At 62.0% G+C, this 26,541-nt stretch carries 17 protein-coding genes and 1 tRNA gene; 4 read left to right on the top strand and 14 right to left on the bottom strand.

The genetic code is table 11. The features are described from left to right. Positions 1–117 precede the first annotated feature (117 nt). The 5 genes from ACP7AX_RS06085 to ACP7AX_RS06065 all read right to left on the bottom strand — a co-directional run bounded on the left by ACP7AX_RS06085 (position 118) and on the right by ACP7AX_RS06065 (position 6,543). Entirely contained in the window at positions 118–1,836 is a 1,719-nt protein-coding gene (locus tag ACP7AX_RS06085; protein ID WP_426225745.1) for a type IV secretory system conjugative DNA transfer family protein, read from the bottom strand. Positions 1,837–1,938: 102 nt separating this feature from the next. Beyond that, complete coding sequence (locus tag ACP7AX_RS06080) at positions 1,939–3,153, bottom strand: ATP-binding protein (protein ID WP_426225744.1); 1,215 nt, start codon at positions 3,151–3,153, stop codon at positions 1,939–1,941. A gap of 242 nt (positions 3,154–3,395) precedes the next feature. Next, entirely contained in the window at positions 3,396–4,859 is a 1,464-nt protein-coding gene (locus tag ACP7AX_RS06075; RefSeq protein ID WP_426225743.1) for an SCO6880 family protein, read from the bottom strand. Then, positions 4,849–6,246 carry a type IV secretion system protein gene (locus tag ACP7AX_RS06070; protein WP_426225742.1) on the bottom strand — a complete coding sequence of 466 codons (1,398 nt, stop codon included), beginning with the start codon at positions 6,244–6,246 and terminating at the stop codon, positions 4,849–4,851. Before ACP7AX_RS06070 ends, ACP7AX_RS06075 begins: the two co-directional genes overlap by 11 nt. Positions 6,247–6,255: 9 nt before the next feature. After that, positions 6,256–6,543 carry a hypothetical protein gene (locus tag ACP7AX_RS06065; RefSeq protein ID WP_284990656.1) on the bottom strand — a complete coding sequence of 96 codons (288 nt, stop codon included), beginning with the start codon at positions 6,541–6,543 and terminating at the stop codon, positions 6,256–6,258. 798 nt (positions 6,544–7,341) lie between these two features. Here ACP7AX_RS06065 and ACP7AX_RS06060 point away from each other — a divergent pair. After that, positions 7,342–11,802 (top strand): hypothetical protein, encoded by a 4,461-nt coding sequence (locus tag ACP7AX_RS06060; RefSeq protein WP_426225741.1) that lies wholly within the window; start codon positions 7,342–7,344, stop codon positions 11,800–11,802. Between the two features lie 79 nt (positions 11,803–11,881). On the opposite strand, the gene ACP7AX_RS06055 is transcribed toward ACP7AX_RS06060, so the two are convergent. From ACP7AX_RS06055 to ACP7AX_RS06040, 4 genes are all read right to left on the bottom strand, one after another. Continuing rightward, positions 11,882–12,844, bottom strand: coding sequence for a C40 family peptidase (locus ACP7AX_RS06055; protein ID WP_426225740.1), 963 nt, complete (start codon positions 12,842–12,844; stop codon positions 11,882–11,884). 158 nt (positions 12,845–13,002) lie between these two features. After that, positions 13,003–13,560 (bottom strand): hypothetical protein, encoded by a 558-nt coding sequence (locus tag ACP7AX_RS06050; RefSeq protein ID WP_426225739.1) that lies wholly within the window; start codon positions 13,558–13,560, stop codon positions 13,003–13,005. A 216-nt stretch (positions 13,561–13,776) separates the two neighbouring features. Beyond that, positions 13,777–14,673, bottom strand: a complete 897-nt coding sequence (locus tag ACP7AX_RS06045; protein ID WP_426225738.1) for an RNA polymerase sigma factor — start codon at positions 14,671–14,673, stop codon at positions 13,777–13,779. 462 nt (positions 14,674–15,135) lie between these two features. Beyond that, positions 15,136–15,645: a hypothetical protein gene (locus tag ACP7AX_RS06040; RefSeq protein ID WP_426225737.1), complete on the bottom strand. Its 510-nt coding sequence runs from the start codon at positions 15,643–15,645 to the stop codon at positions 15,136–15,138. Positions 15,646–15,853: 208 nt separating this feature from the next. On the opposite strand from ACP7AX_RS06040, the gene ACP7AX_RS06035 reads away from it, so the two are divergent. Further along, positions 15,854–16,117 carry a helix-turn-helix domain-containing protein gene (locus tag ACP7AX_RS06035; protein WP_426225736.1) on the top strand — a complete coding sequence of 88 codons (264 nt, stop codon included), beginning with the start codon at positions 15,854–15,856 and terminating at the stop codon, positions 16,115–16,117. 101 nt (positions 16,118–16,218) lie between these two features. Beyond that, positions 16,219–16,479, top strand: a complete 261-nt coding sequence (locus ACP7AX_RS06030; RefSeq protein ID WP_426225735.1) for a hypothetical protein — start codon at positions 16,219–16,221, stop codon at positions 16,477–16,479. Between the two features lie 19 nt (positions 16,480–16,498). Here ACP7AX_RS06030 and ACP7AX_RS06025 read toward each other — a convergent pair whose 3' ends face one another. Continuing rightward, a complete protein-coding gene (locus ACP7AX_RS06025) occupies positions 16,499–17,629 on the bottom strand; it encodes a tyrosine-type recombinase/integrase (protein WP_426225734.1) in 1,131 nt (376 codons plus the stop codon). 87 nt (positions 17,630–17,716) lie between these two features. Continuing rightward, a tRNA-Leu gene (locus tag ACP7AX_RS06020) sits at positions 17,717–17,798 on the bottom strand. Positions 17,799–18,002: 204 nt separating this feature from the next. Between ACP7AX_RS06020 and ACP7AX_RS06015 the strand changes: the two genes are divergently transcribed. Continuing rightward, entirely contained in the window at positions 18,003–18,608 is a 606-nt protein-coding gene (locus ACP7AX_RS06015; protein ID WP_108600906.1) for an ANTAR domain-containing response regulator, read from the top strand. Between the two features lie 90 nt (positions 18,609–18,698). On the opposite strand, the gene pyk is transcribed toward ACP7AX_RS06015, so the two are convergent. The 3 genes from pyk to gltB all read right to left on the bottom strand — a co-directional run bounded on the left by pyk (position 18,699) and on the right by gltB (position 26,343). Beyond that, positions 18,699–20,195 carry a pyruvate kinase gene (gene pyk / locus ACP7AX_RS06010; RefSeq protein WP_131681710.1) on the bottom strand — a complete coding sequence of 499 codons (1,497 nt, stop codon included), beginning with the start codon at positions 20,193–20,195 and terminating at the stop codon, positions 18,699–18,701. Between the two features lie 84 nt (positions 20,196–20,279). Continuing rightward, the gene (locus tag ACP7AX_RS06005) at positions 20,280–21,737 is read right to left on the bottom strand and encodes a glutamate synthase subunit beta (RefSeq protein ID WP_426225733.1); all 1,458 of its coding nucleotides are present in this window, start codon (positions 21,735–21,737) and stop codon (positions 20,280–20,282) included. Beyond that, positions 21,730–26,343: a glutamate synthase large subunit gene (gene gltB, locus ACP7AX_RS06000; RefSeq protein WP_426225732.1), complete on the bottom strand. Its 4,614-nt coding sequence runs from the start codon at positions 26,341–26,343 to the stop codon at positions 21,730–21,732. Before gltB ends, ACP7AX_RS06005 begins: the two co-directional genes overlap by 8 nt. Positions 26,344–26,541: the final 198 nt, after the last annotated feature.

Genomic DNA, 26,541 nt, shown 5'->3' with positions numbered 1-26,541 from the left:
CATCTGTAGGTAGTACCGGTTGCCCCACCCGGCGGTCTAAATGCCGAGCGGAACAGCTGTGCGGTCAAGTCCTCATCGTCGCCACCGATGGACGGGATTTCGAATCGGTCCCCGTCCTCATAGGTGCTCATCGTCAGTCACCTCCATTCGCTGCTGACGCAGCCGATGACCCTCGGCCAGAACACGTTCAAGTTCCGCTTTGGAACGCCCCAGCTCAGCCGCGTCCTTGCGCTTGTGCCATTCACGGAGGTCCAGGAGGATCGGCCTGGTGCGCCTGCCAAGCATGAGCGCCGTACCGGTGGGCAGACGACGGATCTCGTCCAGGCGGATGACAGGGCTTTCCCGGATTTGCTCACCGTCCTGCCGGCCCTGGCTGGACCATGACCGGGTATTCAGAATCAGGCTGCGCTCCCCCAGCAGCCCGGCAAGGGAGCGGAGGTCCCGTTCGTCCGATCCACCCCCAAAGATCACCTTGATGATGGCCGAGTCCCAGATAGTGGCAGCTTCGTCTATCGACCATCCGGTGCGTGCCTGCGACAGCGACTGGAGAACCACCAGTGTGGAGATGCCGATACCGCCGCCGTCTGAGAGCGCCACGGGCAAACCCGGCCAGGGTGCCAGGTTGGCAATCTCGTCGAGGATGAGTGACATTGGCGGATCGAGTCGGCCTCCGGGCGATACAAAAGCCATCTCTCGGGCCGCATTATCGATGTCATCGATCAGCGCGGAAAGGTACGGACCCGCGGCAGCGGCTCCCGCCCGCGTACCAATCAAGTAAAGGGTGCCGCGCTCGCGGATGAACGCCTTGGGATCGAACTCCTCGGAGGCGTCCTGCGGGTCGAGTGCGGCCAACACCTTTGGGGATGACAGCGGCGCCACAGCTGCTGATACACCAATCCACGAGTTGGACGTGTTCCGGGGATCGTCCTCAATGATTCCCATGAGGTCTGCCTGCCATCCCAGTGCGGCCCCTGGATGGCCCAGCACCTCCAGAGCCTCCCGGGCCAGGACGGGGCTAGAGGACCACCGCCGGAAGGCACGCACACCGTCACCGCTAAGCGCCGCGGCGTGGAGGAGGCATTGGAGGACGATCAGCGAGCGCTTTTGCCATGCTGCGTTCTCGCCCTTCATCTCGGTGTCAGCTGTGATGACCAGGGCACGGCGCGTGGCGATGTCCGGGTCATCGCATCCACGCACGGGTGACCAACGCAATGTGGAGGGCAGTCCCGACATTCCTTGCGGATCGAACACCGTCACCGGTCTGCCCCCAACAGCACGTGCCTGCATGGTGACCACCAGGTTGTCGGCACGCGTGGACGTGGTCACCACCGCGCCCGGCGCATCCAGGATGGCGTTGATGATCACGTATAGACCCTTACCTGAGCGCGGGGCACCTTGGATGACCATTGATTCTTCCGTGGAGACATGAATCGTCACTCCGCGGGATGTCCCCAGCGTCCACGAAACGTCTTGGATGCTGGGTTTGCTCAATCCGGGTCTAGTGAACTTCCCCCGTTTCCTGACGGCTCGTGCACCGAAGTCGTGAAGGATCTCGGCGCGGCGGGCGATGCCGTCGCGGTTCAGGATGTCCTGCCGAAGCCACGCTCCAGACTGCTTCCATCGTCGCCAAACCAGAATGCCTCCCACCGAGAGCGCTCCCACGAAGACGAGGACGGGGCCCGCCACCAACCAGACATCCGCCGTAGTTACACCGCAGCCGCGCGCTTGGCGCACAACCCATTCGATGCGACCCGTGAAGAGCCCGACGGCGGCTGTCGGGCTGAAGGGCGACGGCGTCTCGGCGCCACAGCGCCAGCCAACTACAGCAGTTGCCAACGCCTGAATGAAATAGGAGAAGCAAATGTAGCCGGCTATCGATACAAGCCCCGCCGTTACGAGTGGGCTGTAACTCCCTCCGCGCGCGTTCATGCCGTGCATCTAGATCATCCGGTCGTCAGTGCCGAAGACCTCCAGCTCGTCGGTGGTGACCCGGTTGGCGACGATGAAGGACCGGTTACCCACTTTCCAGAGCCCCACGCCCTTTGGAAGGTTCTCCACGTGCTCACATTCGGCTTCGGTGAGCCCCAGCGCTTCCTTGGTCAGGCGCATGGCATCGTGCTTTTGCCGGTAGATGATGCGGGTATCAGCCTCTGTGAGCAGGCCAAGGGCTTTTTGACGGTGCCCGCTGGAACTGTCGCCGATCTCATTCAGATCGGCGACCTTATGCATGATGAGCAGGTTGGCGATCCCGTAGGTGCGCGCGAGCCGCCACTGCTCGCTCATTTTGGCCAGCATGTAGGGGTCCGCGAGCATCCGCCAGCCTTCGTCGTAGACCACAAGCCGCTTGCCGCCGTCGGGGTTGGTGATCGCAGCTTCAAGCCAGGTTGCGCCGCACGCGGCAGCCAGCGACAGCGCCTGCTCGGAGGCACCAATCAACGCGGAAGTGTCCATCACCATGATGGGGGCGTCGGCGTCGAATGCCACCGTGGACGGTGCGTCGAACATCCCCTCCAGGTCGCCCGAAACCGTGCGCCGGAGCGAGTGACTCACCGCGGTGCCGCCGTCGCTGCCGACGAGGGCAACCATTTCCTTGGACGGGTTCAGGAGGTGGTCCAAAACCATAGGCAAGGTCGGGTTGGAGTTCTGTGCCATCGTCTCCATGAGTGCCATGTCCAGGGCCGTATGTTCAACGGGACGCAGAGGAGTTCCTTGGCGCATGAGGGAGACTAGGGCGACCAACAGGTACCGCCTACGTTGCCGCACCACAGCCTGCCACTGGGCCTCCGTCAGGGCGCTTGGCCGCGGACCGGCGTCGAGCGGGTTGACTCGGGCTGCGCGCCCCGGCCCAACAGAGATGACCTTCCCGCCCACAGCTTTGGCAACCGCGACCCACTCCCCCTTAGGGTCAGACGCGACGGCGGCCTTCCGCCCAAGAGTGATGGACCGGGTGACCAACGACTTCCCGCACATCGACTTTCCGGTCCCCACAGTGCCAATGACCACAATCGACGGGCCGCTGATGATGCCTTTGTCGTAGAGGATCCAGGGATCGTAGGAGAAGGCACCGGAGCCGAAGACGTCTGTGCCGATGTACGTCCCCTCGTGGCCCAGACCAGACTCGGTGATGAACGGATAGGCCGCTGCGAACGTCATCGTCGAAGCGCGATGTGGGGCAGGCCTAAGACGGTGGGGTCCGCGAAGAGAGTTCCGTTCCCGGCTCCCCCAGTCACCGGACAAACCCGGTCTTCCCAGCCTCGCCTCCGCGATGTCCGCCAATCTGAGCGCGGCGTTGTCTGCCTTCCGGTCCAGGCTGGCGGCCTCGGAGCGACGCCGCGCACGCCGCTCGCGTCGGCTCTCGCCTGATGGCTGGTACTGGGCCGCCTCTGGTTTCCCCCTCATCGCAAGCCCCTTCCGAAGGGCAGGGCGCCGGCGACGAAAGCGGCCCACTGCTGCCCGGCGAGCAGTCTTAGCTCAACGAATGCCCCCGCGGCTGCCGACTCGAGTTCTTGTCTTTGCCTGGCCAAGTCATCCAGCGAGCCGGCCGTGACGGTCACGAAAGCAGCGGGCCGCACATCTCCGTGACCGGCAACAATCTCCTCTTCGCGCTGGGCAACTTCGTCTTCCTCTGCCTTCTGTTCGCGGGTCAGTGGCCGGTCGAACCGCGCGTTGATCCGTCGTCGCGTTTCGTGGGCCTCTTGGGCAGACCTGATGTCGCGTAGTGCTTCCGCAGTCGGCACAGCGCGGATCACTTGGGTCACCGTATGTCGGAAATCGCCTACATAGACCAAGGGATGAATGAATCCAGGGAACACCTTCTGTCGCGGCCACTCGGAGACCCAGAACGTTTGATGGAAGGCAGAATCCGTATGCAGGTAGGCCCAGTGTTCTTCAACGGCCATCGGTCCACCAGTAACAGGTCCAGGCCTAGAGGCTTCACCCGCAGAGCTGACGACCGCAGTCGGATCGAACGCACCCCGAACGACCCCTAGAAGTTCTGACTCCGGCAACCATTCCTCAACCTTCACACTGTGCGTCGCCAGCCCCGTTGTGATGGCTTCGACCTCGAGCCGGATGACCCGCTCAAGGCCCACGAGTCCCCCACCTGACTCGCGGATCCGCCGTCGTGCTTTGGCTGTGTCGATGACAAGCGCGACCAACAAATCGTGTCTCGTGGTCGATCCAGCGGCCGCAACGAGGTCCTCATAAGCTCGCTTACCCCATGTGAGTTCAGCTTCCTTGCCTGCACGAGCAGGAACACTCTTGTCGTAGAAGTCCCGCAGGGCGGTTGACGGATAGGGAACCGTGTAGTCCTGAACTGCAATTCGGGCGATGCTCGATCTTTGAGCCAGCCCCGCTTGCACCCGCGACCAGGCCTGGACCGCCCACGCTTTGTCATCACTGTCCAACAGCGCGAAGGACCTGGTGCTGCATCGCAGGACTGCCACGGCTTCCCTTCCTTGGGCATCCACGATGAACGACTCACCCTGCCGGGCCTGCCGGACTTCAAGATTTCCTAAGCCCCCGGGCAGGGCGAGCCGTCCCGCCAACGGAGGGGCTTCCGGCCGCACTAAGAACCGTGTTTGTTTAAGTGCGGCCCGATAGAGGAAAAGGAAGATGTGGGTCACCCATACCGGGTACGGAATCCGCGAGTACTGCAGAAGCCCAAGAAGCATGAGAGCAAGCCACATCGGACCTGTACTGAACAGCGCGGCCGGCCCACCGACAGCAGAAGCGACGCTGGCTACCAGCACACCGCTGGCCAGAAGGAGCAACTGGTACCACTTCAAGCCCATAAAAAGGCCACGACGTTCGTGCCGGGGGAACTTAACTGCCTCCAGTGTCTTTGCTTCATCGGACATGTGGATCGCCCCCTTGGCGAGGATCGGTTGGTGGCTGTGGACGCATGATGGGCGGCGCCTTCATCCGGCGCGTCGGGGAAGAATTGCTGACATCTGGCGGTGGCGGCGGTACGTTGACCCGCTCCGAAGGAGCGTCCCTTCCCTGCGGCGAGTCCGCCGCAGATCGTGTCGACGGCGCGCGGTCACCGAGGCCCCCTCCGAGAGTTGTTGTTCCCTGGAGTCTTGGCGTGCTGTTTGCGGAATCCTCCCGCCCAGCTCCGAGCATCCGCCGCGCACCGCTCAGTGACCCCGGCGACGACGGCGCCGGGACAGTCGCAGGAAGCGCCCTGGTGGGAAATTCGGGCCGGCTCGAACGGATGGGCCGGGTCATCGCCGATCTGGATAGCATTCCGGCTAAAGTGAACCGGCCGCCGATCTGGCGGCTCACCTGTCGTCCGGCGATGCTGCTTGTCCGGGAGAGCACGTGGCCGCCTCCCGCGGTTTGAGCCGCGGCAGCGAGCTCTCCGCCCGCGAAACTGACTAGCCGCAGAGCCATCAGAGGAGCACCGCAGGCGAGGACCATACCTACTGTTCCAGCAGCTAATCCGGCGAACGACTTTGAGTCGGCAAACAGCTTGACGGCGACAGCCAGAACGGTGGCCGCCAAGGGTTTTGCCAGGAGCAGCGCTACGACAACTTCGCTCCACCGCCGGGCCCAGGTCTTAGTCTTCTCCCACGGCACCAGCATCAAGGCGACAGGAGCCACGGCGGCCAGCACTATCAGCGCGAAGGATCGGAAGATCATCGAGCACATGAGGATGAACGCCAGGATCCACACCACGATGACCGCCATGGCAGTAACGACCACCCCGCCGACTGGACCCCCAGTCGTCCCGGGAGCCAGCGAGACCAAGTTCCATTCTCTGCCCGACCCGGCGGCCGCGCGCTCAAATCCAAACAGTCGCATGAACACGAGATATGGATCAGGGCCCATCGATTCGAGGAGGGCCGCCGAAGCAGAGTCGCTGACTTTGGTCAACTGCCGGACCAGGAGCACAGCACCCGCGACCAGCGGAACGGCTACGGCCCCGCCCAGCAGAGCCCTTGCCAGTCTTCGTGGCTGCTGGCTCAGCAATCCCGAGAGTAGCTGAAGGATCATGACGACGACGAGCGGGGTCAGCATGACGACTACCCACCAGTCGGTAATTCCCTGGATGGCTACCCACTGCGAGTCATCTACATCCGACGCGCTGAACGCCCCTGTGATGAAGGCCCACAGCCAGGAGGCAACATTCTGCAGGATGTTTGCAAAGAGGGCTGTGACTGCACCGGCTGCACCGTCGTTAGCTTGCGAGACGAGCCCACAACCGGGCGGCCACCAGCCATTGAGATCACACTCAACAGGCATGTTTGACGACTAGAAGCCGAGCGGAAAGGCGGTTTGGGACCACAAGATGTAGCCGTTGATGCCGCCGAGGATCGCGGCCACGGGCCCCGTCCACAGCAGAATCACACCTCCGCCGGAAGCGAGCCGGGATGACTGACTCAGCTTGCCGGCCAGCAACATAGCCGCACCAATGATCGCCACGATGGCGATCACAACAAATGCGCCGACGAGGATGCCACCGCCGATCTGTTTGAGGGATTCAAGAAAGGGAAAATTAGCGTTTGGGGTGATACCAGGGTCGACTGCTGCCAAAAACATGGAGTGCTCCGTCCGTCGTCGTCCAATGGGGATGAGCAGCTTTGAGCTCACGACTTCATAGAATCGGCCGAGGAAAACGACATGACGCTTCAGAGCCGGGATTCAGAGACGAAGCTGGGTTTTGAGCGAGCCGTCGGCAATCGACTTTGTGGGTAGTGGAAACGTAAGCCACGTCGGAGGCATGCTGCGGGCTGTTCATAGCCGGCGATCTGGGGGTGCCCAAGGAACCGCTAGCGGCATTCTTTTTTGAATCGAACGAGACCGAATCGTCGGGTCGCCGGCAGTGCTATCCAAGGCCGCGGGCCAATCCGTGGACATCTTATAGTCCATGGATACTCGGGAAGCCGGATGCCAACGCCATCGCAACGTTCTCTGCTCTCAAAGAGCTACGCCACCTGACCGGAATTCTCCGGGCCGACCGGTAGATTGAAACCACCACTAACGAGTTACCGTCGAGTGGCGAGAGACTGCCATGTGACAGCTTCAACTGAATCAGGATCAATGCAAGGGGTACGTGCCGTGGCGCTTGTCAAAACGGATCTCAACAGCTCACATTGGAAGAGCAGTACCCTAGATTCACCAGCGGCACTGCGCCTTCTCCTAGCACAGCGCCCTAAGCTGGCTCATCACCTCGAACGGAATCACGGTGAAGGCTTCACGAAGCTAATGGACCAATACCTTCCCAACTGCGGCACCTACGCGATGTGCTCAACGGTGCACCGCGGGTCGGGGAGGCCTGGTGATGCTTAAGCGCTTTGAATATTTGGGAACACGAACGACCTTCATGTTGGTGTCGCTGTGAGTCCGAGGCCGGGAGGTGAAGCCGACAAGCTGGGCAACAAGTACGAGGCGGCATGGGCAATTAGACATGCGCTCTACTGCATCTCCGATGGCCGCCATTCACTGACGCTGGAAGACGTCGATATCGAAATCGGCAAGGGTTCGGAGTTCACCTTTGCGAGAAATGCGTCCACCGAGGTTCATCAGCTCAAACGCCAGAATGGAAGCAGCAATAGCTGGACGGTGAGGGCCCTCGCTGACCTCAATGTCTTCGAAGCGGCGGCCACTCATGTTGCGGCAGATCGTGAGTTTCACTTCGTTTCTCTAGTCCCTTGCCGTCCATTGCAGGAGTTGGCTGAGCGAGCTCGCAAGTCGCCCGACCTGACCTCGTTCACCCAGTCTTGGCTGACAGGGGAGCTCCGTCCCGTTTTTGATCAGTTGTCCGCACCGGGCATTCTTGGCAGTCCGCAGAAAGCATGGGACACCTTGCGTGGCATGTGGTTCTCGGTTCAGGACGAGCACGACATCATCCTGATGAACGCGATGCTCGCAGGACGTCAGTTGGGTGGCGCGCCGGGGCATTTGATTGCGCTCGCGATCGGAGACATCCTTCTCGAGAACCTTGGCAGCCGTCTTACCAGAACTGAACTTTTGGAACTCCTCGCTAGGCAAAGTATCCATCCGATCGAGGCTGCTTCGCACCAAAACGCGCGCGAGCAAGTGGGTGCCCTCACGAACAGTTGGCGCGAGTCAGTCCGACGCGAACTGCTGCAGCCCCGCATTGAGCGCGCAGAAGCCCCTCAGCTTATCGATGTGCTTCACGATTACAGAATGGGCTTCGTGGCCGGTACGGCCGGTGCCGGCAAAAGTTCCGTTTTAGAGCAATCCGTCGAGTTGCTTGAAGCGGAAGGCGCGAAAGTGCTCGCGATTCGCCTTGATCGCCTCGACTCTTTTGCTTCGACGGTGGACTTAGGCAGACAACTTGGACTAGACACCTCGCCGGCTGTTGTGTTGGCGATGGCCGCGGAAGACCGGGAAGCTATTCTTGTCATCGATCAGCTCGATGCGGTCAGCCTTGCGTCGGGACGAATGCCCGAGAGCTTCGACATCGTCGTGGACCTCATTGGAGAAGCAATGTCGGTGTCAGGCATCAGAGTCATCCTCGCCTGCCGTGAGTTCGACATTGACAACGACCATCGGATTCGATCACTAACTGACCGGCCGGACACGGTGAAGGTTTCCATTGGCCCTCTTTCTGATGAAGCAGTCAACGCCGCCGTCACTGAGATGGGTCTCGACCCGGCTCGTCTGACCACCTCCCAGCGATCAGTCGTGCGAACTCCGATGCACCTCGTACTACTCAAAACGATCGCCCGTCAAGAGGGAGCGTTGGCGTTTCAATCCAAGGGCTCGCTGTTTGAGGCCTACTGGGAACGTAAGCGACAAACGTCTCGCGCAAGGCGAGCTAATTTGCGATTCAACGAGGTCCTCAGCCGGGTAGCGAACGCGGCGAGCGACCGCCAGACACTTTCCGTTCCCCTCGAGATTCTTGATGACGGCGACCTAATCGAGGATGCGAACGTGCTCGTATCGGAGCACGTCCTGGCACGTGACGGTGACCGGATCGCGTTTTTCCACGAGACGTTCTTCGACTACGCGTTTGCCCGGCAATGGGTGTCGCGATCAGAGTCATTGGTCGACTTTCTGCTTCGGGACGAGCAAGAGCTGTTCCGCAGAGCGCAGGTTCGTCAGATCCTGCAGCACCTCTATGAGCGCGAGCCTGAACGTTTCCGGGTTGAAGCATCGGCCGTGTTGATGAGTGTACAGATACGCTTTCACATCAAGGCAACAGCGCTCGCAGTCCTCGCCAACCTCAGCGCTCCAACCAGCGAGGACGCCGAAGCGGTCTTCGAGGTTGCCGCGACGTCGCCGCGGTTCGAGGAGCATCTCTGGTTGCATACACGCCGAGCCCCATGGTTCAAAAGGTTTTACGAAGACGGCACAATCGCCGCCTGGCTTGATAGCGGTGAGCCGGCTCTTCAGCAGCGCGCAGTCAACTTGATGGCAAGCGCGATCAAGGAAGTACCAGGCGAAGTCGCGGAGCTTCTAAGTGCACGTCGGGCCGCGCCTGAATACCTCAACTGGCTGCGTTGGAGCGCCCGATTCTCGGATGCCCACGAAAATCGTGCGCTGTTCGACCTAGTACTCGCAGCGGTCGTCGAAGGTGGCTTCGATGCCGCTGATCATGAGTTGTGGCTAGCGGTCCATGACCTTGCGCAGCACAAGCCGCTTTGGGCGATTGAGTTGATCCAAGCGCGGGTCGTTAACCACGCTCAAGGACTCTTGCTCGAGGACAGTGGGAAGGTGGCTCTCCTCAAGCTTCGCGAGTACGGCGCAGCAGAGCTGGTTCGCGAAGCCGCCGCAGCCGAGCCCCTGGCCTTTGCCGAGGTGGTCGTACCATATCTACTTCGGGTCATGGCCGCCACGGCCTACGGGCCGCGCCCAAATAACCCCATTCGTGACCGACACTTTTCCGCACGGTTTGATGTCGACGATCTTAGCGATAGAGAGCTCGACGATGCGCTCTTCACCGGCTCAGTCCGTGCTCTCGAAGCGCTTGCTCTGACCTCATTTGACGAAGTTCGACCGCTTCTCGAGGAACTCGCCGCCGATCCTCACGATGCGGCGCAATTCTTGCTCTACCGGGCGCTCACTGCCGGTGCTACCAATTTCGCTGATTGGGCCGCGACCCTGATCTTGGATGGCGGTGCACGTCTTGATTGTGGCTACATGTCAGACCCAGGCTGGGCCGCACGAGAGTTGGTCCAAGCCGCTGCTCCGCATCTTAGCGATGAGATTCACCGGCAGCTTGAAGACCAGTTCCGCGATTTGCGCCACAAGCACGAGAGTCGACACAGTTTCGGACGATCTGCATTCACCTTCCTCTCGGCCCTAGAGGAGCATCGACTGAGCCCAACCGGTGCGCGTCGGTTGGGAGAGTACCGCCGGAAGTTCCAGGAAGACGCACCGTCAAAGCCGCGGGGCATTATCGGCGGCACCATCGGTTCGCCAGTCGGGTCGCAAGCAGCAAGCAAGATGACCGATGAGCAGTGGCTCAAAGCCATGGTCAAGTACAACTCGGACGAAACCAACTGGGGCACCTTCACGGGTGGAGCCCGCGAATTGTCGCAGGTTCTGCGGGAACAAACTGCTGCCGACTCAAACCGCTTCGCCCGTCTGGCACTCAGGCTGACCCCTGAGCGCAATCCAGCCTACGCCGACGGTCTCTTGATGGGCTTCGCGGATGCCGACCACTCCGACGAGACGGGCCCACTGATCTATGAAGCCGTCCGACACATCGCGTCCCTGGGGCATAATGACGTCGACCGTTGGCTCGGTAACGCACTGCGACCCTACTACCGCGACGTGCCGCTTGATCTGGTCGAACTTCTCTGCGATCGCGCACTTCAGTCTTCGGACCCGGCAGATGACTCGCCCATCTTCACTCGCGAGGGTGACGACGGCAGAAGTGCTGCCGATATGCACAATAACGGCATTAACACAGCGAGAGGCAGTCTTGCCGAGACGCTTGGTGACCTCCTGGTCTACGACGCTGACGGCGAGCGAACCGAGATCGTTCGACCGCATCTCGACGAACTTGCTGGCGACGCAGTGCTCTTCGTCCGATCGTGCGCAGCACATACGGTGGCAGCATCGCTCCGACATGCTCGTCCGGATGCCGTCGCGGCGTTCGAGAAGTTGATCGATGCCGACGATCGCATCTTGGCGGCGGTGATGGTGCAGCGGTTGATGCTCTATATCGGCAATGTCGAGCCAGAAATCATTATCCCCGTCATTATGCGGATGCTGGAGTCCCAGGACGCCGAGGCACGTGAGGCGGGCGGAGCACTCGCCGCATTCGCTGCCCTTGAGTGGAGCCGTCCCGAATTGATGACGAAGGTGTTGGCAGGTGACGCCAAGACGCGGAAGGGGGCCGCTGAGATGTGCGCCAATCGAGTTGACCGCACGTCGAATGCCGAGCTTGCGAGCTCCACGCTCATCATTCTAATGAATGACAATGATGACGATGTTCTAGAGGCTGCCGCGAAGGTTGCTCCTCACCTACACGCCCACCCACTTCGTCCCTTCGACAACCTGCTGACTGCACTCATTGGATCGCCCGCCTACGACCATGCCAGGCCGCAGCTACTGCTCACACTGCAGCACGCGCCAGACAAGATTGATGAACTTGTTTTGAAAGCGTCACAACGGTTCATTTCCGCCTTTGACAGCGATGCCAGCGATATCAGGACCGGTGCCGCTGGCGACGCGCATTACATCAGCGAACTTGTCGTCCGTGGCTTGGCCCAATCTCGTAGCCGAGGCCATCGGGCGGCATTGCTCGACGTCCTGGACACCCTCCTTGGGCTCGGCGTATACGGCGTGGGCAACGCAATCGCAGAAGCTGAGCGCCTGTAGACACCCGTAGGTAGGCACGCCTGCGCTTGGTTCGAAGCAAGGTGACAAACGGTCCGCTATGTCCGCTTTCTCGAGTGGGTTAGTCGTCTGACACCAGGTCAAAATACGCGGCGTCTGGGTTCCAATCAACTGGATGTAACAAAGTCCCCGCTGACGGATTGAGAGCGCTATACATCATGCCCTCCCCTGCGTATATGCCCACGTGGCCCCAGTTGTCCGGCCCTTGAGGGTTTTGAACCACCAAGTCGCCCGGCTGCGGATTGTTGGTCCGCGCACCAACCCGCCACTGCTCCACGCGTGGCAACTCAATACCGGCTTGGCGATAGATCCACTGCACATAACCCGAGCAGTCCCAGGCTTTGAAAGCCGTCCCACCCCAGACGTATGCGCCGCCCAGGCCGCCCTCCCTGGTGAACTGCAGAATTTCTGAACGAATCTGGCTCAAACTACTGGCTGCGGTCGGCAATCCCGCTGCGATCTCCGGTTCGACGCATAACGGCGGGGGGGAGCTACTTTCGAGCGCACGGACTATGGCTTCCGACTCAGCTTCCCAGCGGGCGTACAGTTCGGGAAAGGCGGAAACCTGGACTGCCTGAGCAGCCTGTCCTTTTTCCATCGAGCTCCAACCCGGAATATCGAGGAGACCTCGCGGACTGCCGTGATTGGGACCGTTAGGACCGCCGTAGAAGGCCCGGGCATTGTAGATTGGGTTCATCAATTGCTGGATGGTCCCCCAACCGGCCGCTGGTCGCTGCTGGGCTGTGCCTAGGGAATCGTGATCCTGTCCCACCCCCTCATGTGGGAAGGCGAGTGAGGCGGGGACGTTCGTGTTGGCCAGGACCCTCAGACTGGATTCCTGCAGCGACATCATGATCGCGATGATCTGCCCCTCCTTGGGCACCCCCATTTCCTGGCCGATAGAGATGTAGGTCCTAGCCACAGCTAGTTGAGCGTTCGTCAACCAACTCGGGACCTGACCGTCGACGCTAATCCTCAACCCGGCGCCGTCGTGATTGGAATCGACTGCCGGATCATCGGGCATGCAGGTCGAAGCTGCTCCCGCCGAACCTACGGCCAAGAGCGCTACGCCGGCACAGACAACCATCCCGGATACGAGAACCACCACTGAGGCGGCAGCGGATATAGTACGGAAGAGGAATCTTCGTCGAAGAAATGCTGCCAAGACAACCGGTGCCGGCATTAGTAAACGATCCTGCTCGGCGTTGCATAGAAGCCAACCATGACGCATCGATCAGCGGGGGCAGTCGAGGCTGGCGGGCAGTTCACCATGACACTCACCGGCGCCACGTAGGCGTTCTCGCCTCCCGCTGTCCGGTCAACGACGTTCACCGTCACCGTACAAACATGGAGGCCGGGCCAAGGAACTGGATAGTCACGCACCTTGGCCAGCTCACTGTCACATGCAACAGATTCCGCCGCGCCGGTGCGGTATGCCTTTTGCCCAGCAAGACTTGTGTACGTCCTGGCGGTGATGCCTGTTGCTTCGAACTCTTGAACCAGCACGGTCAATGGATTCGATCCGTCCGGCAGGAGCGTCCACAGTTCGCGAAGTCTCGAGTACACGTCCGAGAACGATGACGAGCGCGTGTCCCACGTGTAGATCTCCTGGGCGACAGTAACGGCCAGCCCCCGGTAATCTCCTGTCGTCGGCTCCTCCTCTGGTTCGCTCTTTCTCTCGTTCGGAGATACCCGAACCGGCCCTCCGGCGGCAAAGCTAGAAGGGGAGGGCTGTGACATTTGAGAGGCCTCCGCCCCAGATCCGCTTTCGGACGACTGTCGCGATGGATGCGGCAAAAGCAGAACCACGGCAACCGCCCCGATGCCGAGAAACGCAATCACAACAACCCACAGCCGCCGTCGCCCACGGTGTCCGCTCCAACCAGAGCTCGGAAACAACAACATTCTGCACCTCCTAGACGGGCCCATCGCGAGTCCGTTGCGTCACGACATGCCTCAATCGGCGGGTCGCAACTGTCCCCACAGAACTCGCCACGCAGCTCGGTACAACTGCCTTACAGGGCCGATCTGCACGGCAATGTACCTTTCGGATACTCCGAATTCAGAGGCGATTCCGGCGATTGCTCGAGTCCGTTCCGGGCCGCTGACACCAGGCTGGACTACAGCTGTGGCTATTCGGCGCAGCACCGGCGTAGGAAGGCAGTTGGCTGCCACGCTAGGGACGTCTTGTTCCTGTGCGTATGCGGACGCAACCTCCAGCGCTGCCGTGATGGTCTTGGCGGTTTGGCGGACAACAGATGCAGCATGCCATCGACGCCTATCGTTCGGCGAAGCTGGACCGTATCGTCGTGGCGTCGAGAGACTGTCGACGGCCAGGTCCCACACTTGGTTGGAGACGTTGTCCCGCACGAGAGCCAGCACCATCCGTGCCCATTCCTGGTCGATGAACCTCTCCGTGGCGCGGTCGCCGTAGTTCGTCAGCCCTGCCCACCTGTTTATCAGGTCCGCTCCCTCTCCAGTCACGGGGTCCAACAGCAGCGGTGCTGTGGCGCGGCTCAGCTCACGGCGTATGTGGGCGGAACACACGTTTGAACACACACCCTGCACCCAAGCACCGAAAGGGATGCCCGGAAGTTTGCGGTAGCGCCCCCGAGTGACGCCGTCCCAGACCGCTACCCGGACGTCCTGCATCACATCGTCGACGTCGCTGGCCCGACCGATCCGGGCGAGGTGGGAAACCACGTAGCCACGTACGCTCTCAACAGCCACCATGATTTGATCCACGGGCACTGCCGATACCTCGGGCGATGGCGCCCGGTGCACGGAAATATCCACGCCTGGTGATGTTGGTTCATTTCGCTGGGCGTCAATCGCCCACTCTTCAGCGCTCACGGTCTTCACCGGCTTTGACAGAGTTCCATTACCTTCGACGCCGCCAAAAAGGACGTCCCTCGCGTGACGGCATCCAAGCCACCCACGACCACGAAAAGCTATAGAAACTATTGTCGAAGATACCTAAAGTATCGTCAAGAGTCCCGTTCTTACTTTTCTCATCGAGATGGGCAAGAATTGGTTTTATGCCACGGCTTACGAAACCGCACGACGACGCGTGGTCTCCCGACGTCGAGGCTGCTGTGGAGACCTTTGGGAATAGGTCGCGAAATGAAATCCTCCGGTACCTCACTGCACACGGCCCTGCGACCCGCGGTGACATCGTGCTGTCCGTAAGCGCCGGCGAGCCCAGTGTGGCGAAGCATCTCCTGGCACTTGAAGAGGCGGGCGCGATCAGTGTCGATGTTGAGCCCGGACGACGGCATGGCCGCTCCCCCCGCTATTCAGCGAACGCAACCAGGATCAAGGAGCTTCTTGACGCCCATCTTCGGTATCTTCTGGAGCACTAACCGCTGCCTGCTCGCCGCCTGGATGAAGATCGATGTCCTTGTTGAGGTACTCGGAGATAAGCCGCAGGGTTTCGGGAGATACATCCCCCAGGGTCCGAGCCGCGAAGGACTTCACGCGAGCGGCCCGCAGTGACTTAACAAACTCAAGCTGGGAGTCGATTCTTTCCGGCAAGTCGGCGTCACTACCGGGAAGGAGATAGGAAGGGTCGACCTTGAATATCTCACAAAGCGCCGTCAACAGTTCAGGATCGCTGACCAGCCGCCCAGTGCCGTCCTTCATGTAGAACCAGCGCGCCCGAGACAGTTTCACGCCCCTGGATGCAAGCTGCTCCTGAATCTCCCTGAAGGTAACCGGCTTACCCCGCTCCGCAACGGCGACGTCGAGCAGCAAGTTGAGGCGGCGGGCAAGTTCTGCTTGTGGGGACGGAGAGTCAGCTCCGAGATTCGGCTCGTCAGCGGCCATTCACCATCCCTCCTCTTCCTATGGACAGCCTAGAGCGTATCTGTCCTCATCAGCACCCTCAGGGCTCAGTTTTCCCTCAAGATCCGACGCCAACAAGCCCGGGGCGTGGCGGGTCTTTTCAGGTCACCTTTCAAGGCGTACCCTGCTGCTGTAGACCCGTCTACAGCAAATTCATCTTTTTCTTCGATGCGCCGGGATTGTGGCTTCCATGTCCAATATCTTGATGAACCGAACGCGAACCCGGATCCTCCGAGTCCTCCTTATGGATGGCCCTGCCACATGTCCCGCGCTGAGCTCGGAGCTAAGAGTATCCCTCTCCACTGTTCGTAGGCACCTCAACCTGATGACATCCGTAGGGCTTGTTGAACGCACCCACGACAGACAGTTTCGTGCCCGCCCAGAGAAGGTGCGGCGCGAAGCGGAGGCGATGAGCGCCGGCCTCCTGAACGGGACTACCCCACCGGGCTCGTAGTTTGGGAAGCTGAAGACCGACCCGCTCCAAGCCAAAGATCATGTACCTTCGGCCGCTTCAGCATATGAACTTCGAAATGCCAGAGCACTTTTGGAGTTCAGATGGACCTGGAGTTCTTCGAGCCGGCAGAGGCCGCGGCCATAATGCGTTGCACTGAAGCATGGCTGCGGGAAGGCGCCGCCAGCGGCAAGTTCCCTCACGCTTGCTGGGGCAAAGGAAAGATCATCTTCACGTCTGAGCACATCGTCGAGATCGCCAAGCTACGGGAAGTTCCAGCACACGACACCGTCTCGACGCAGGAGCGCCAAATTGGAACGAGGGCAAAGCGGCGACTGACGCCCGTCCGCTCCGCACACCCCTGAACGACGGCCACAGCGAGTCTCAGCGGGCAAAGCCACTGATCGAGCGCTGGGTGGCATCCGCACCGGCCTGAAGTGCTTCCGGCATCAGGTGACCATAGACCTGCTCCGTTGTCCGTATTGACGCGTGGCCGAGCCGCCGGGAAATGGTGAACAGCGACAGGCCATCCTGGATCAACCAGGATGCATGTGTATGCCGCAGGTCGTGGATGCGGGGCGACTTCGTCAGGCCATGTGATTGCGCGGCTTTGACTGCCGGAATCCAGTAGTGATGCCAAAACAGCTTGTGCACAATCCGCTCGCCTTTGGGCGTCGTAAATAGCAGCTCATCACTTGGCCTGCTGGCCACCAGTGGGATCAACAGATCAACCAATGCGGGGTTCAGCCCGATGGTGCGCTTGCCCGCGCCTGTCTTCGTCGCTCCGATGTAGTACTTCGACTGTCCATCGCGTTTCCAGGCCTTGTTGATCCGGGCCGTGGGCGGCTTAGACAGCAGATCGACATCCGTCACCTTCAGCGCTGTTGCCTCGCCAAATCTGGTTCCTGTCATGACAAGGAAGTTCGTGAAGGTCTTGTACCTCTCCCCCATCACTTCAAGGATCATGTTGAACTCGGTATGGGTCAGGAACATGGCTTCGTCTTCAGCCTTGTCGATCCGCGGCAGTTGGACGCCGCGGCACGGATTGCGGGTGATGTACCCAAGCTGTTCAGCTGTGTTCATCGCTGCAGAGATGAGGCCGTGAACGTTGTGGATCGTCTTGGGCGCTTTGCCCTTAGCCATCATCGACTTGGCCCACTGGTTGAGGTGCCGGTAGTCAAGCTTGTCCACGGGGATATGCCCGATGATGTTCCGGATGTGCAGGTCCAGCATCACCTGGTACGTCCTGGTGGTCCCACTGGACGGCCGGATCAAAAGATCAATGTGTTCCTGGACAACCTCGGCAACTGTGGGAATGCGCGCCTCGTTTGACAGGATCGCATGCTGGGCGATTTCGAAGGACTGGCCGTTCGCGTCCAGCAGCCGCTTGAGTGTTTCAGCCTCAGTTTCGGAGGCAACTGTTATGCCCTGCTGCTCGTGGCTCTTCGGATCCCGCCACAAAACCATATAGGACGATGTGCCGTCCTTTTTGGTGCGTTTTCGGATGCTTGCCACACATAAAACGGTACGCCGCTGTCAACACTTTGGGCGATTTTGTCAACACCCAAAGACCAAACCGGCCAATGACCTGCGGTAACACTGTGCCCGAGGTGGGACTCGAACCCACACACCTTTCGATACCGCATTTTGAGTGCGGCGCGTCTGCCAATTCCGCCACTCGGGCGCGGAATACATGGAGCAAAAGGGTACGCCCACAGCTGATTGTGAGCAACGCGATCACTTCACGTACGCGGAATTACTCTACATGCAGATAGGCTGAATTCCAGAATCGCGCCGCCGACGCCGCAACCAACCCATGCAGATCAAAGTACGGCCGCGGGCCCACCTAAGATGGTGATGTTCCCCCGTACCTTTCCAAGGAGATCCCGTGACTGAACAGACGGAGTCAAACCCCACGTCCCAACCGGCGCGCCGCGTCATTGTGGCCGAGGATGAAACCCTCATCCGCCTCGACATCATCGAAATCCTGCGCGGCGAAGGCTACGAGGTTGTGGGCGAGGCCGACAACGGCGAGAAGGCCGTGCAGCTGGCTGAAGAACTGAAGCCGGACCTGGTCCTCATGGACGTGAAGATGCCCGTCATGGACGGCATCACCGCCGCCGAGAAGATCGTCAAGGCCCGCATCGCCCCCGTAGTGCTGCTGACCGCGTTCAGCCAGAAGGAACTCGTGGAGCGCGCCCGCGACGCCGGCGCCATGGCCTACGTGGTCAAGCCCTTCACCCCCGCGGACCTCATCCCCGCCCTGGAGATCGCACTCTCCCGCCACGAGGAAATCAAGGCACTCGAAAGCGAAGTCTCCGACCTGCAGGAGCAGTTCGCCACCCGCAAGCTCGTGGAACGTGCCAAGAGCCTGCTGACCACCAAGATGGGCCTGACGGAACCGGAAGCCTTCCGCTGGATCCAGAAGACCTCCATGGACCGCCGCCTCAGCATGCGCGAGGTCGCCGAGACCATCATCAACCAGGTCAACTAGCAGCCGGACCAAGCGACAAGGCAACAAAGCAAAAGGGAGGATCCCCGCCACGCGGCCGGGATCCTCCCTTTTGTGTTAAGTCCTAAAGAGCTAGGACTTCTTCTTCTTTTCCGGCCATGGGCCGAGCTTTTCCTTGGGTGCTCCGCCTTCTTCGCCATCCACGCGTGAGGTGTCGGCGAGGTCGCCTACCCTGTGCGCCTTAAGCGAGTTGGTGGAACCGGCCTTTCCGGGAGGGGAACCGGCAGCGATGATCACCAGGTCACCGTCTTCCACCAGGTCCAGTTCCAGCAGGCTGCGGTCAACCTGGGCGGTCATCTCGTCGGTGTGGCCCACCATGGGGACCAGCACCGGCTGGATGCCCCAGGTCAGCGCGAGCTGGTTCCACACGTGCTCCACGGGAGTGAACGCGAACACCGGCTTGATGGGGCGCAGGCGGGACAGACGGCGTGCCGAGTCGCCGGACTGTGTGAAGGTACAGATGTACTTCGCTTCCAGCTGATCGGCGATTTCGACGGCGGCACGGGTGATGGCGCCACCGCGGGTCTTGGGCTTGGTGCCCAACGGGGGGACGCGCTCCAGGCCGTGGACCTCAGTGGACTCGATGATCCGGGCCATGACCTTGACGGTCTCGATCGGGTACTTGCCCACGCTGGTCTCACCGGACAGCATCACGGCGTCGGCACCGTCAAGCACCGCGTTGGCGCAGTCGGAAGCCTCGGCGCGGGTGGGGCGCGGGTTGTCGATCATGGATTCGAGCACCTGGGTTGCCACGATGACCGGCTTGGCCCAGCGGCGTGCCAGTTCGATGGCGCGCTTCTGGACGATCGGCACTTCCTCGAGGGGAAGTTCCACGCCGAGGTCGCCACGGGCCACCATGATCGCGTCGAACGCGTCGATGATCTCGTGGAGCTGCTCCACGGCCTGCGGCTTCTCGATCTTGGCGATGACCGGCACACGGCGGCCTTCTTCGTCCATGATCTCGTGCACGCGGCTGATGTCCGTAGCATCGCGGACGAAGGAGAGGGCAACCATGTCCACGCCGCGGCGGATGGCCCAGCGGAGATCGTCCTCGTCCTTTTCGCTCAGCGCGGGGACGTTGACGGCCACACCGGGAAGGTTGATGCCCTTGTTATTGGACACCGAGCCGCCCACCGTCACCGTGGCAACAACCTTGACGTCGTCCACCTCGATGGCACGCAGCGCCACCTTGCCGTCGTCGATCAACAGGGCATCGCCCACGTTGACGTCTTCGGTGAGGCTCTTCAGCGTGGTGGAGCAGATGTCCTTGGTGCCCGGAACATCGTCGGTGGTGATGGTGAACGTGTCACCCTCGGCGAGGACGTGCGGGCCGTCCACAAAGCGGCCCAGGCGGATCTTGGGACCCTGCAGGTCAGCCATGATCGCTACGGGCTTGCTCAGCTGGCCCGCAGCCTTGCGGACATTCTCATAGGTGTTGTCATGCACGGAGTAATCCCCGTGGCTCATGTTCATCCGGGCGACATCCACACCGGCTTCCAACACCGCAAGCGTGTTTTCAAAGCTTGCAATTGCCGGGCCAAAAGTGGCCACAATCTTAGCGCGTCTCATATACCTACCCTAGTAGTTTGCTGCATTGGTTAAGTTGTTGTGGAGATGAACCTGCGGCGAACGCCGGAGCGTGGGAAACCCGCCTTAGAGAACGGCGATGGCGCGGTCCGTGGGAGCTACGGGAGCCGGCAGGATGGTGCTGCCCATGAGGAACTTGTCCACGGCAGCGGCTGCGGCACGGCCTTCGGCGATCGCCCAGACAATGAGCGACTGGCCGCGGCCGGCGTCACCGGCTACGAAGATGCCCTCGGTGTTGGTCATGTAATAGCCGTCGCGGGCCACGTTGCCGCGGCCGTCGAAGTCGGCCTTGACCTGCTCGTTGATCCCTGCCGGTTCAGGTCCGGTGAAGCCCAGGGACAGGAAGACGAGGTCCGCGGGAATGACCTTTTCGGTACCTGCCTTGGGCAGCCGCTTGCCGTCGACGAACTCCGTCTCGGCAACCTTTACGCCGGTGAGCTTTCCGTTCTCCCCCACGTATTCCACCGTTGAGGCGAGGTACGTGCGTTCGCCGCCTTCCTCGTGGGCGCTGGCCATTTCGAAGAGGGTGGGGAACGTTGGCCAGGGCTGGTGCCCGGCGCGTTCCGACGGCGGCTGCTTGCCGATGGCCAGGGTGGTCACCGATGCTGCACCATGGCGGTGCGCCGTGCCGAGGCAGTCGGCGCCGGTGTCGCCGCCGCCGAGGATGACCACGTGCTTGCCCTTGGCGTTGATCTGGTTCTCGATGGTCTCCCCCGCCACCACGCGGTTTGCGGGTACCAGGTAGTCCATGGCGAAGTGCACGCCTTCGAGGTCACGGCCCGGGATGGGCAGGTCACGCGGCACGGTAGCGCCGGTGCAGATCACCACGGCGTCGTAACGGCGGCGAAGCTGCTCCCACGTCACGTCAGTGCCCACGGCCACGCCGGTGCGGAACCGGGTGCCTTCGGCCTTCATCTGCTCGACGCGGCGGTCAACGTGGTCCTTCTCCATCTTGAAGTCAGGAATGCCGTACCGGAGGAGCCCGCCGATTTTGTCGTCGCGCTCGTACACGGCCACGGTGTGGCCCACGCGGGTCAGCTGCTGCGCGACGGCAAGCCCGGCAGGACCGGAGCCGACGACGGCAACTGTCTTGCCGGTCAGGCGCGTCGGGGGCAGCGGGTTGACCCAGCCGTTCTCGAACGCTTCATCGGCGATGGACACCTCAACCTGCTTGATGGTCACCGCAGGCTGGTTGATCCCCAGCACGCAGGACGCCTCACACGGTGCGGGGCACAGCCTGCCGGTCCACTCGGGGAAGTTGTTGGTGGCGTGCAGCCGCTCAATCGCTTCCTCGCCTTTATCGCGCCAGGTGAGGTCGTTCCACTCCGGGATCAGGTTGCCCAGCGGGCATCCCTGGTGGCAGAACGGCACGCCGCAGTCCATGCAGCGGCCCGCCTGTGCCTTCAGGACACCTTTTTCCTGGGCCTCATAGACTTCCTTCCAGTCCATGATGCGGACCGGAACGGGACGGCGCGGCTGGGTTTCACGCTGGCGTACTTTGAGAAATCCGCGTGGATCAGCCACCGGTCACCTCCAGGATTCGAGACCATACTTCTTCGCCGTCAGGGTCGAGACCCTCTTCGATGGCGTCAAGGCGGGTTTGCTGGACTGCAGCGTAGTCACGCGGCAGCACTTTGGTAATGCGGGCGGCTGTGTCGTCGAAGTTATCCAACAACCGGGCCGCCAGCAGGGATTCGGTTTCCTCGCGGTGCTTGACCAGGAGGCCGTGCACGATGTCGCGGTCCTCGGCGTCGAGCTCGCGGAGCTGGAGTTCGCCTGACTGCAGCGCGTCCTTGTTGACCTTGGTGGTCTCCAGGTCCAGCACGTACGCCGTGCCGCCGGACATGCCGGCACCGAAGTTGCGCCCGGTGCGGCCGATGATGAGCGTCTGCCCACCGGTCATGTACTCGCAGCCGTGATCGCCAATGCCTTCGACGACGGCGGTGGCACCGGAGTTGCGGACCAGGAAGCGTTCGCCCACCTGGCCGCGCAGGAACATCTCGCCGCTGGTGGCACCGTAACCGATCACGTTGCCGGCGATCACGTTGTTCTCCGCCTTGAAGACGTTGGTGCGGTCCGGGCGGACAATGATGCGTCCGCCGGACAGGCCCTTGCCCACGTAGTCGTTGGAGTCACCCAGCAGGCGCAGCGTGATGCCGGCCGGCAGGAACGCACCGAGCGACTGGCCGGCGGTACCGGTCAGGGTGATGTCGATGGTGTCCGTGGCCAGCACGTCCGTGCTGAACGTCTTGGTCACAACATGGCCGAGCATGGTGCCTACGGAGCGGTCGGTGTTGATCACGTCGACGGCGATCCTCACCGGGCTCCGGTCGGTCAGTGCTTCGGTGGCCATGGTGATCAGGCGCTGGTCGAAGTGCTTGTCCAGTTCATGGTTCTGCCCGGTCATGTTGCGCAGCGGCGCGTCATCATCGAATTCGAGGCCATGCAGGATCGGGTCGAGGTCCAGGCCCTCGGCCTTCCAGTGGTTGATGGCTTCGCGGGCGTCCAGGGCCTCGGCGTGGCCGATCGCCTCTTCGATGCTCCGGAAACCGAGCTCCGCAAGGATCTCGCGGACTTCCTCGGCAAGGAATTCGAAGAAGTTGACTACGAACTCGGGCTTGCCGGTGAAGCGTGCCCGCAGTTCGGGGTTCTGCGTCGCAACACCCACGGGGCAGGTGTCCAGGTGGCAGACGCGCATCATGATGCAGCCCTCCACCACCAGCGGTGCAGTGGCGAAGCCGAATTCCTCGCCACCCAGCAGAGCAGCAATAACCACGTCGCGGCCGGTTTTGAGCTGGCCGTCCACCTGAACCACCACACGGTCACGCAGGCCGTTGAGCATCAGGGTCTGCTGGGTCTCAGCAAGTCCCAGCTCCCACGGCACACCCGCGTGCTTGAGTGAGTTCAGCGGCGAGGCGCCGGTTCCGCCGTCGTGGCCGGAGACCAGTACGACGTCGGCCTTCGCCTTCGTCACGCCGGCGGCAACTGTGCCGATGCCCACCTCGGAGACGAGCTTGACGTGCACACGGGCCGAGGGGTTGGCGCGCTTCGCATCATAGATGAGCTGCGCGAGGTCCTCGATCGAGTAGATGTCGTGGTGCGGAGGCGGGGAGATGAGTCCGACGCCGGGCGTGGAGTGACGGGTCCGGGCCACCCAAGGGTAGACCTTCTGCGCCATCAGCTGGCCGCCTTCGCCGGGCTTGGCACCCTGCGCCATCTTGATCTGGATGTCATCGGCGTTGCTCAGGTAAAGGCTGGTGACACCGAACCGGCCGGACGCGATCTGCTTGACGGCAGAACGGCGCTTCGGGTCAAGCAGGCGGTCCACGTCCTCGCCGCCTTCACCGGTGTTGGACTTGCCGCCCAACTGGTTCATGGCGATCGCGAGGGTCTCGTGCGCTTCCTGGGAAATGGAGCCATAGCTCATGGCACCCGTGGAAAAACGCTTGACCACGCTGGAGACGGGCTCCACTTCCTCAAGCGGCACCGGCGGGCGGTTGCCGGTCTTGAACTTGAGGAGCCCGCGCAGGGTCATCAGGTTCTCGGACTGGTCATCAACGCCCTTGGTGTAGGCCTTGAAGATGTCATAGCGGCGCTCACGCGTGGCGTGCTGCAGCCGGAAGACCGTCTCAGGGTTGAAGAGGTGCGGCTCGCCGTCGCGGCGCCACTGGTATTCGCCGCCGCCCAGGAGCGGGCGGTGCGGCTGCTCGATGCCGCCTTCCGGGTACGCCATCTGGTGCCGCGCGGAGACTTCAGCCGCGATGACGTCGAGGCCGACGCCGCCGAGCTGGGAGTGCGTTCCGGCGAAGAATTCGTCCACCAGCTCCTGCCCCAGGCCCAGGGCTTCGAACGTCTGGGCACCGGTGTAGGACGCCACGGTGGAGATGCCCATCTTGGACATGATCTTCAGGACACCCTTGCCGAGGCCCTTGATCAGGTTGTAGACGCCATCCTGCGCGGTCACCCCAACGACGTCCCCGCTGCTGATCAGCTGTTCCACGGATTCCATGGCCAGGTACGGGTTGACGGCTGACGCGCCGTAGCCGATCAGTACAGCAACGTGGTGCGTTTCGCGGACGTCACCGGCCTCGACTACCAGGGCGGTCTTGGTGCGGTTGGCGCTGCGGAGCAGGTGGTGGTGCACGGCGCTGACCAGCAGCAGCGACGGGATAGGCGCCCACTGGGCGTTCGAATCGCGGTCCGAGAGGACCACGTACTGAACACCGCGGTTGATGGCACCCGAGACCTGCTCGCAGATTTCGGTGAGGCGGGCACGCAGCGCGTTCTCGCCGCCTTCGGGGCGGTAAAGTCCGCGGACCTTCATGGCCACGCGGTCGCCGTCGGCGTTTTCGATGTTGGCGATCTTGGCGAGCTGGTCGTTGTTGATCACCGGGAACGGAAGCTGGACCTGCGGCTGGCGGACCTGCTTGGTGTCCAGCAGGTTGCCGTTCGGACCGATGGCACACGTCAGCGACGTGACCAGCTCTTCACGGATGGCGTCCAGCGGCGGGTTGGTCACCTGCGCGAAGGACTGCACGAAGTAGTCGAACAGCAGGCGCGGGCGCTTCGAGAGCACAGCCACCGGCGTATCCGAACCCATGGCGCCGAGCGGCTCGGCACCCGTGCGGGCCATGGGGCCGAGCAGGATCTTGAGCTCTTCGGTGGTGTAGCCGAAGGTCCGCTGCCGGATGTTCACCGACGCGGCCGTGTGGACCACATGCTCGCGCTCGGGCAGGTTGTTGAGGTCGATCAGGTTGTCCTTGACCCATTCGGCCCACGGGTTCGCGGCAGCGACCTCGGCCTTGACCTCTTCGTCATCGATGATGCGGCCGGAGTCGGTGTCCACGAGGAACATTTTGCCGGGCGAGACGCGGCCCTTCTTGACCACCTTGGAGGCTTCGACGTCGATCACGCCAACCTCGGAAGCGAAGATGATCAGGCCGTCTTCGGTGATCCAGTAGCGGCCGGGGCGCAGGCCGTTCCGGTCCAGCGTGGCACCCACAAGGTTGCCGTCCGTGAAGGAGACTGCGGCCGGGCCGTCCCACGGCTCCATGAGGAGCGAGTGGTATTCGTAGAAGGCGCGGCGGGCCGGATCCATGGTGGCGTGGTTTTCCCAGGCCTCGGGGATCATCATCATGATCGAGTGCGTGATGGGCCGGCCGGAGAGCCAGAGCAGCTCGGCCACCTCGTCGAAGGATGCGGAATCCGAGGCACCGGGGGTGCAGATCGGATACAGCTCTTCAGGGGAATCGCCCAGCAGCGGGTTGGCAAGCTGCGACTGGCGGGCACGCATCCAGTTGCGGTTGCCCTTGACCGTGTTGATCTCGCCGTTGTGGGCGATGGTGCGGAAAGGCTGGGCCAGCGGCCAGGACGGGAACGTGTTGGTGGAGAAGCGCGAGTGGACAATGGCCAGCTTGGTCTTGAAGCGCTTGTCCGAAAGGTCAGGATAGAACGGCTCGAGCTGCGCGGTGGTGAGCATGCCCTTGTAGACGATGGTGCGGGAGGACAGCGACGGGAAGTACACGCCGAACTTGTTCTGTGCACGCTTGCGGATCCGCCAGGCACGCGAGTCCAGCTCGTTGCGGTCCAATTCCTCGCCGTTGGCCGCGGCCAGGAAAGGCTGGGAGAAGTACGGCATGCAGGCACGCGCCATGGCACCCACGAGGTCGGCGACGATGGGTACTTCGCGCCAGCCCAGCACGGTGAGGCCCTCATCGGCGGCGAGCCCTTCGATGCCGGCCTTGGCGGCATCGGCTTCGCGCTTTTCGGCGGGCAGGAAGGCAGTGCCGGCCACAAACTGGCCGGGAGCCGGGAGTTCGAATTCGGTGACGGCCCGGAAGAACTCGTCCGGGATCTGCATCAGGAGTCCTGCACCGTCACCGGTGCCCTCATCGGCGCCCACGGCGCCGCGGTGCTCGAGGTTGCGCAGGGCAGTCAGTGCGGCGTCGACGATGTCGTAGCCGGGTTCGCCGCGGAGCGTGGCGATGATCGCAAGGCCGCACGCGTCTTTTTCATGGTCCGGGTTGTACAGACCCCGTGCCTCCGGGAGCGCGGCGAAGCGCTTGAATGGAGAGACGGGGCCCTCTGATCCTATTTTTTCGGACCAACGTGGGCTATGAAGATGGGTCATCGAAGACGTCCTTCCTCGAGATCGTGCGTATGGAAGGGACACCGTTGGCCCCACTCGTCGGCGCCTGACGTGATGGCACAACAAAGTGTTATTTACAGGAAATTGTAGGCCAGCCTGGCCTGCTGAACTAACAGTTACGCAGGCATCCGGCCCCGGGCTTGACCGTGCAGCCTATCTCTGCTGCCGGTTGGGCCCCGT

Origin of the sequence: Pseudarthrobacter sp. DSP2-3-2b1, assembly GCF_049895945.1 — a bacterium.
Taxonomy (GTDB): Bacteria; Actinomycetota; Actinomycetes; order Actinomycetales; family Micrococcaceae; genus Arthrobacter.
Note: the sequence above shows the minus strand (reverse complement) of the source record. Positions and strands in the feature narration are given on the sequence as shown.

Bases quoted from the DNA above. Each gene is read 5' to 3' on its own strand.
- ACP7AX_RS06075 (WP_426225743.1), bottom strand. From the start codon at position 4,859: ATGTCCGATGAAGCAAAGACACTGGAGGCAGTTAAGTTCCCCCGGCAC.
- ACP7AX_RS06035 (WP_426225736.1), top strand. From the start codon at position 15,854: ATGTCCAATATCTTGATGAACCGAACGCGAACCCGGATCCTCCGAGTC.
- ACP7AX_RS06050 (WP_426225739.1), bottom strand. From the start codon at position 13,560: ATGTCACAGCCCTCCCCTTCTAGCTTTGCCGCCGGAGGGCCGGTTCGG.
- pyk (WP_131681710.1), bottom strand. From the start codon at position 20,195: ATGAGACGCGCTAAGATTGTGGCCACTTTTGGCCCGGCAATTGCAAGC.
- ACP7AX_RS06030 (WP_426225735.1), top strand. From the start codon at position 16,219: ATGGACCTGGAGTTCTTCGAGCCGGCAGAGGCCGCGGCCATAATGCGT.
- ACP7AX_RS06080 (WP_426225744.1), bottom strand. From the start codon at position 3,153: ATGACGTTCGCAGCGGCCTATCCGTTCATCACCGAGTCTGGTCTGGGC.
- ACP7AX_RS06055 (WP_426225740.1), bottom strand. From the start codon at position 12,844: ATGCCCGATGATCCGGCAGTCGATTCCAATCACGACGGCGCCGGGTTG.
- gltB (WP_426225732.1), bottom strand. From the start codon at position 26,343: ATGACCCATCTTCATAGCCCACGTTGGTCCGAAAAAATAGGATCAGAG.
- ACP7AX_RS06070 (WP_426225742.1), bottom strand. From the start codon at position 6,246: ATGCCTGTTGAGTGTGATCTCAATGGCTGGTGGCCGCCCGGTTGTGGG.
- ACP7AX_RS06040 (WP_426225737.1), bottom strand. From the start codon at position 15,645: ATGGCCGCTGACGAGCCGAATCTCGGAGCTGACTCTCCGTCCCCACAA.
- ACP7AX_RS06065 (WP_284990656.1), bottom strand. From the start codon at position 6,543: ATGTTTTTGGCAGCAGTCGACCCTGGTATCACCCCAAACGCTAATTTT.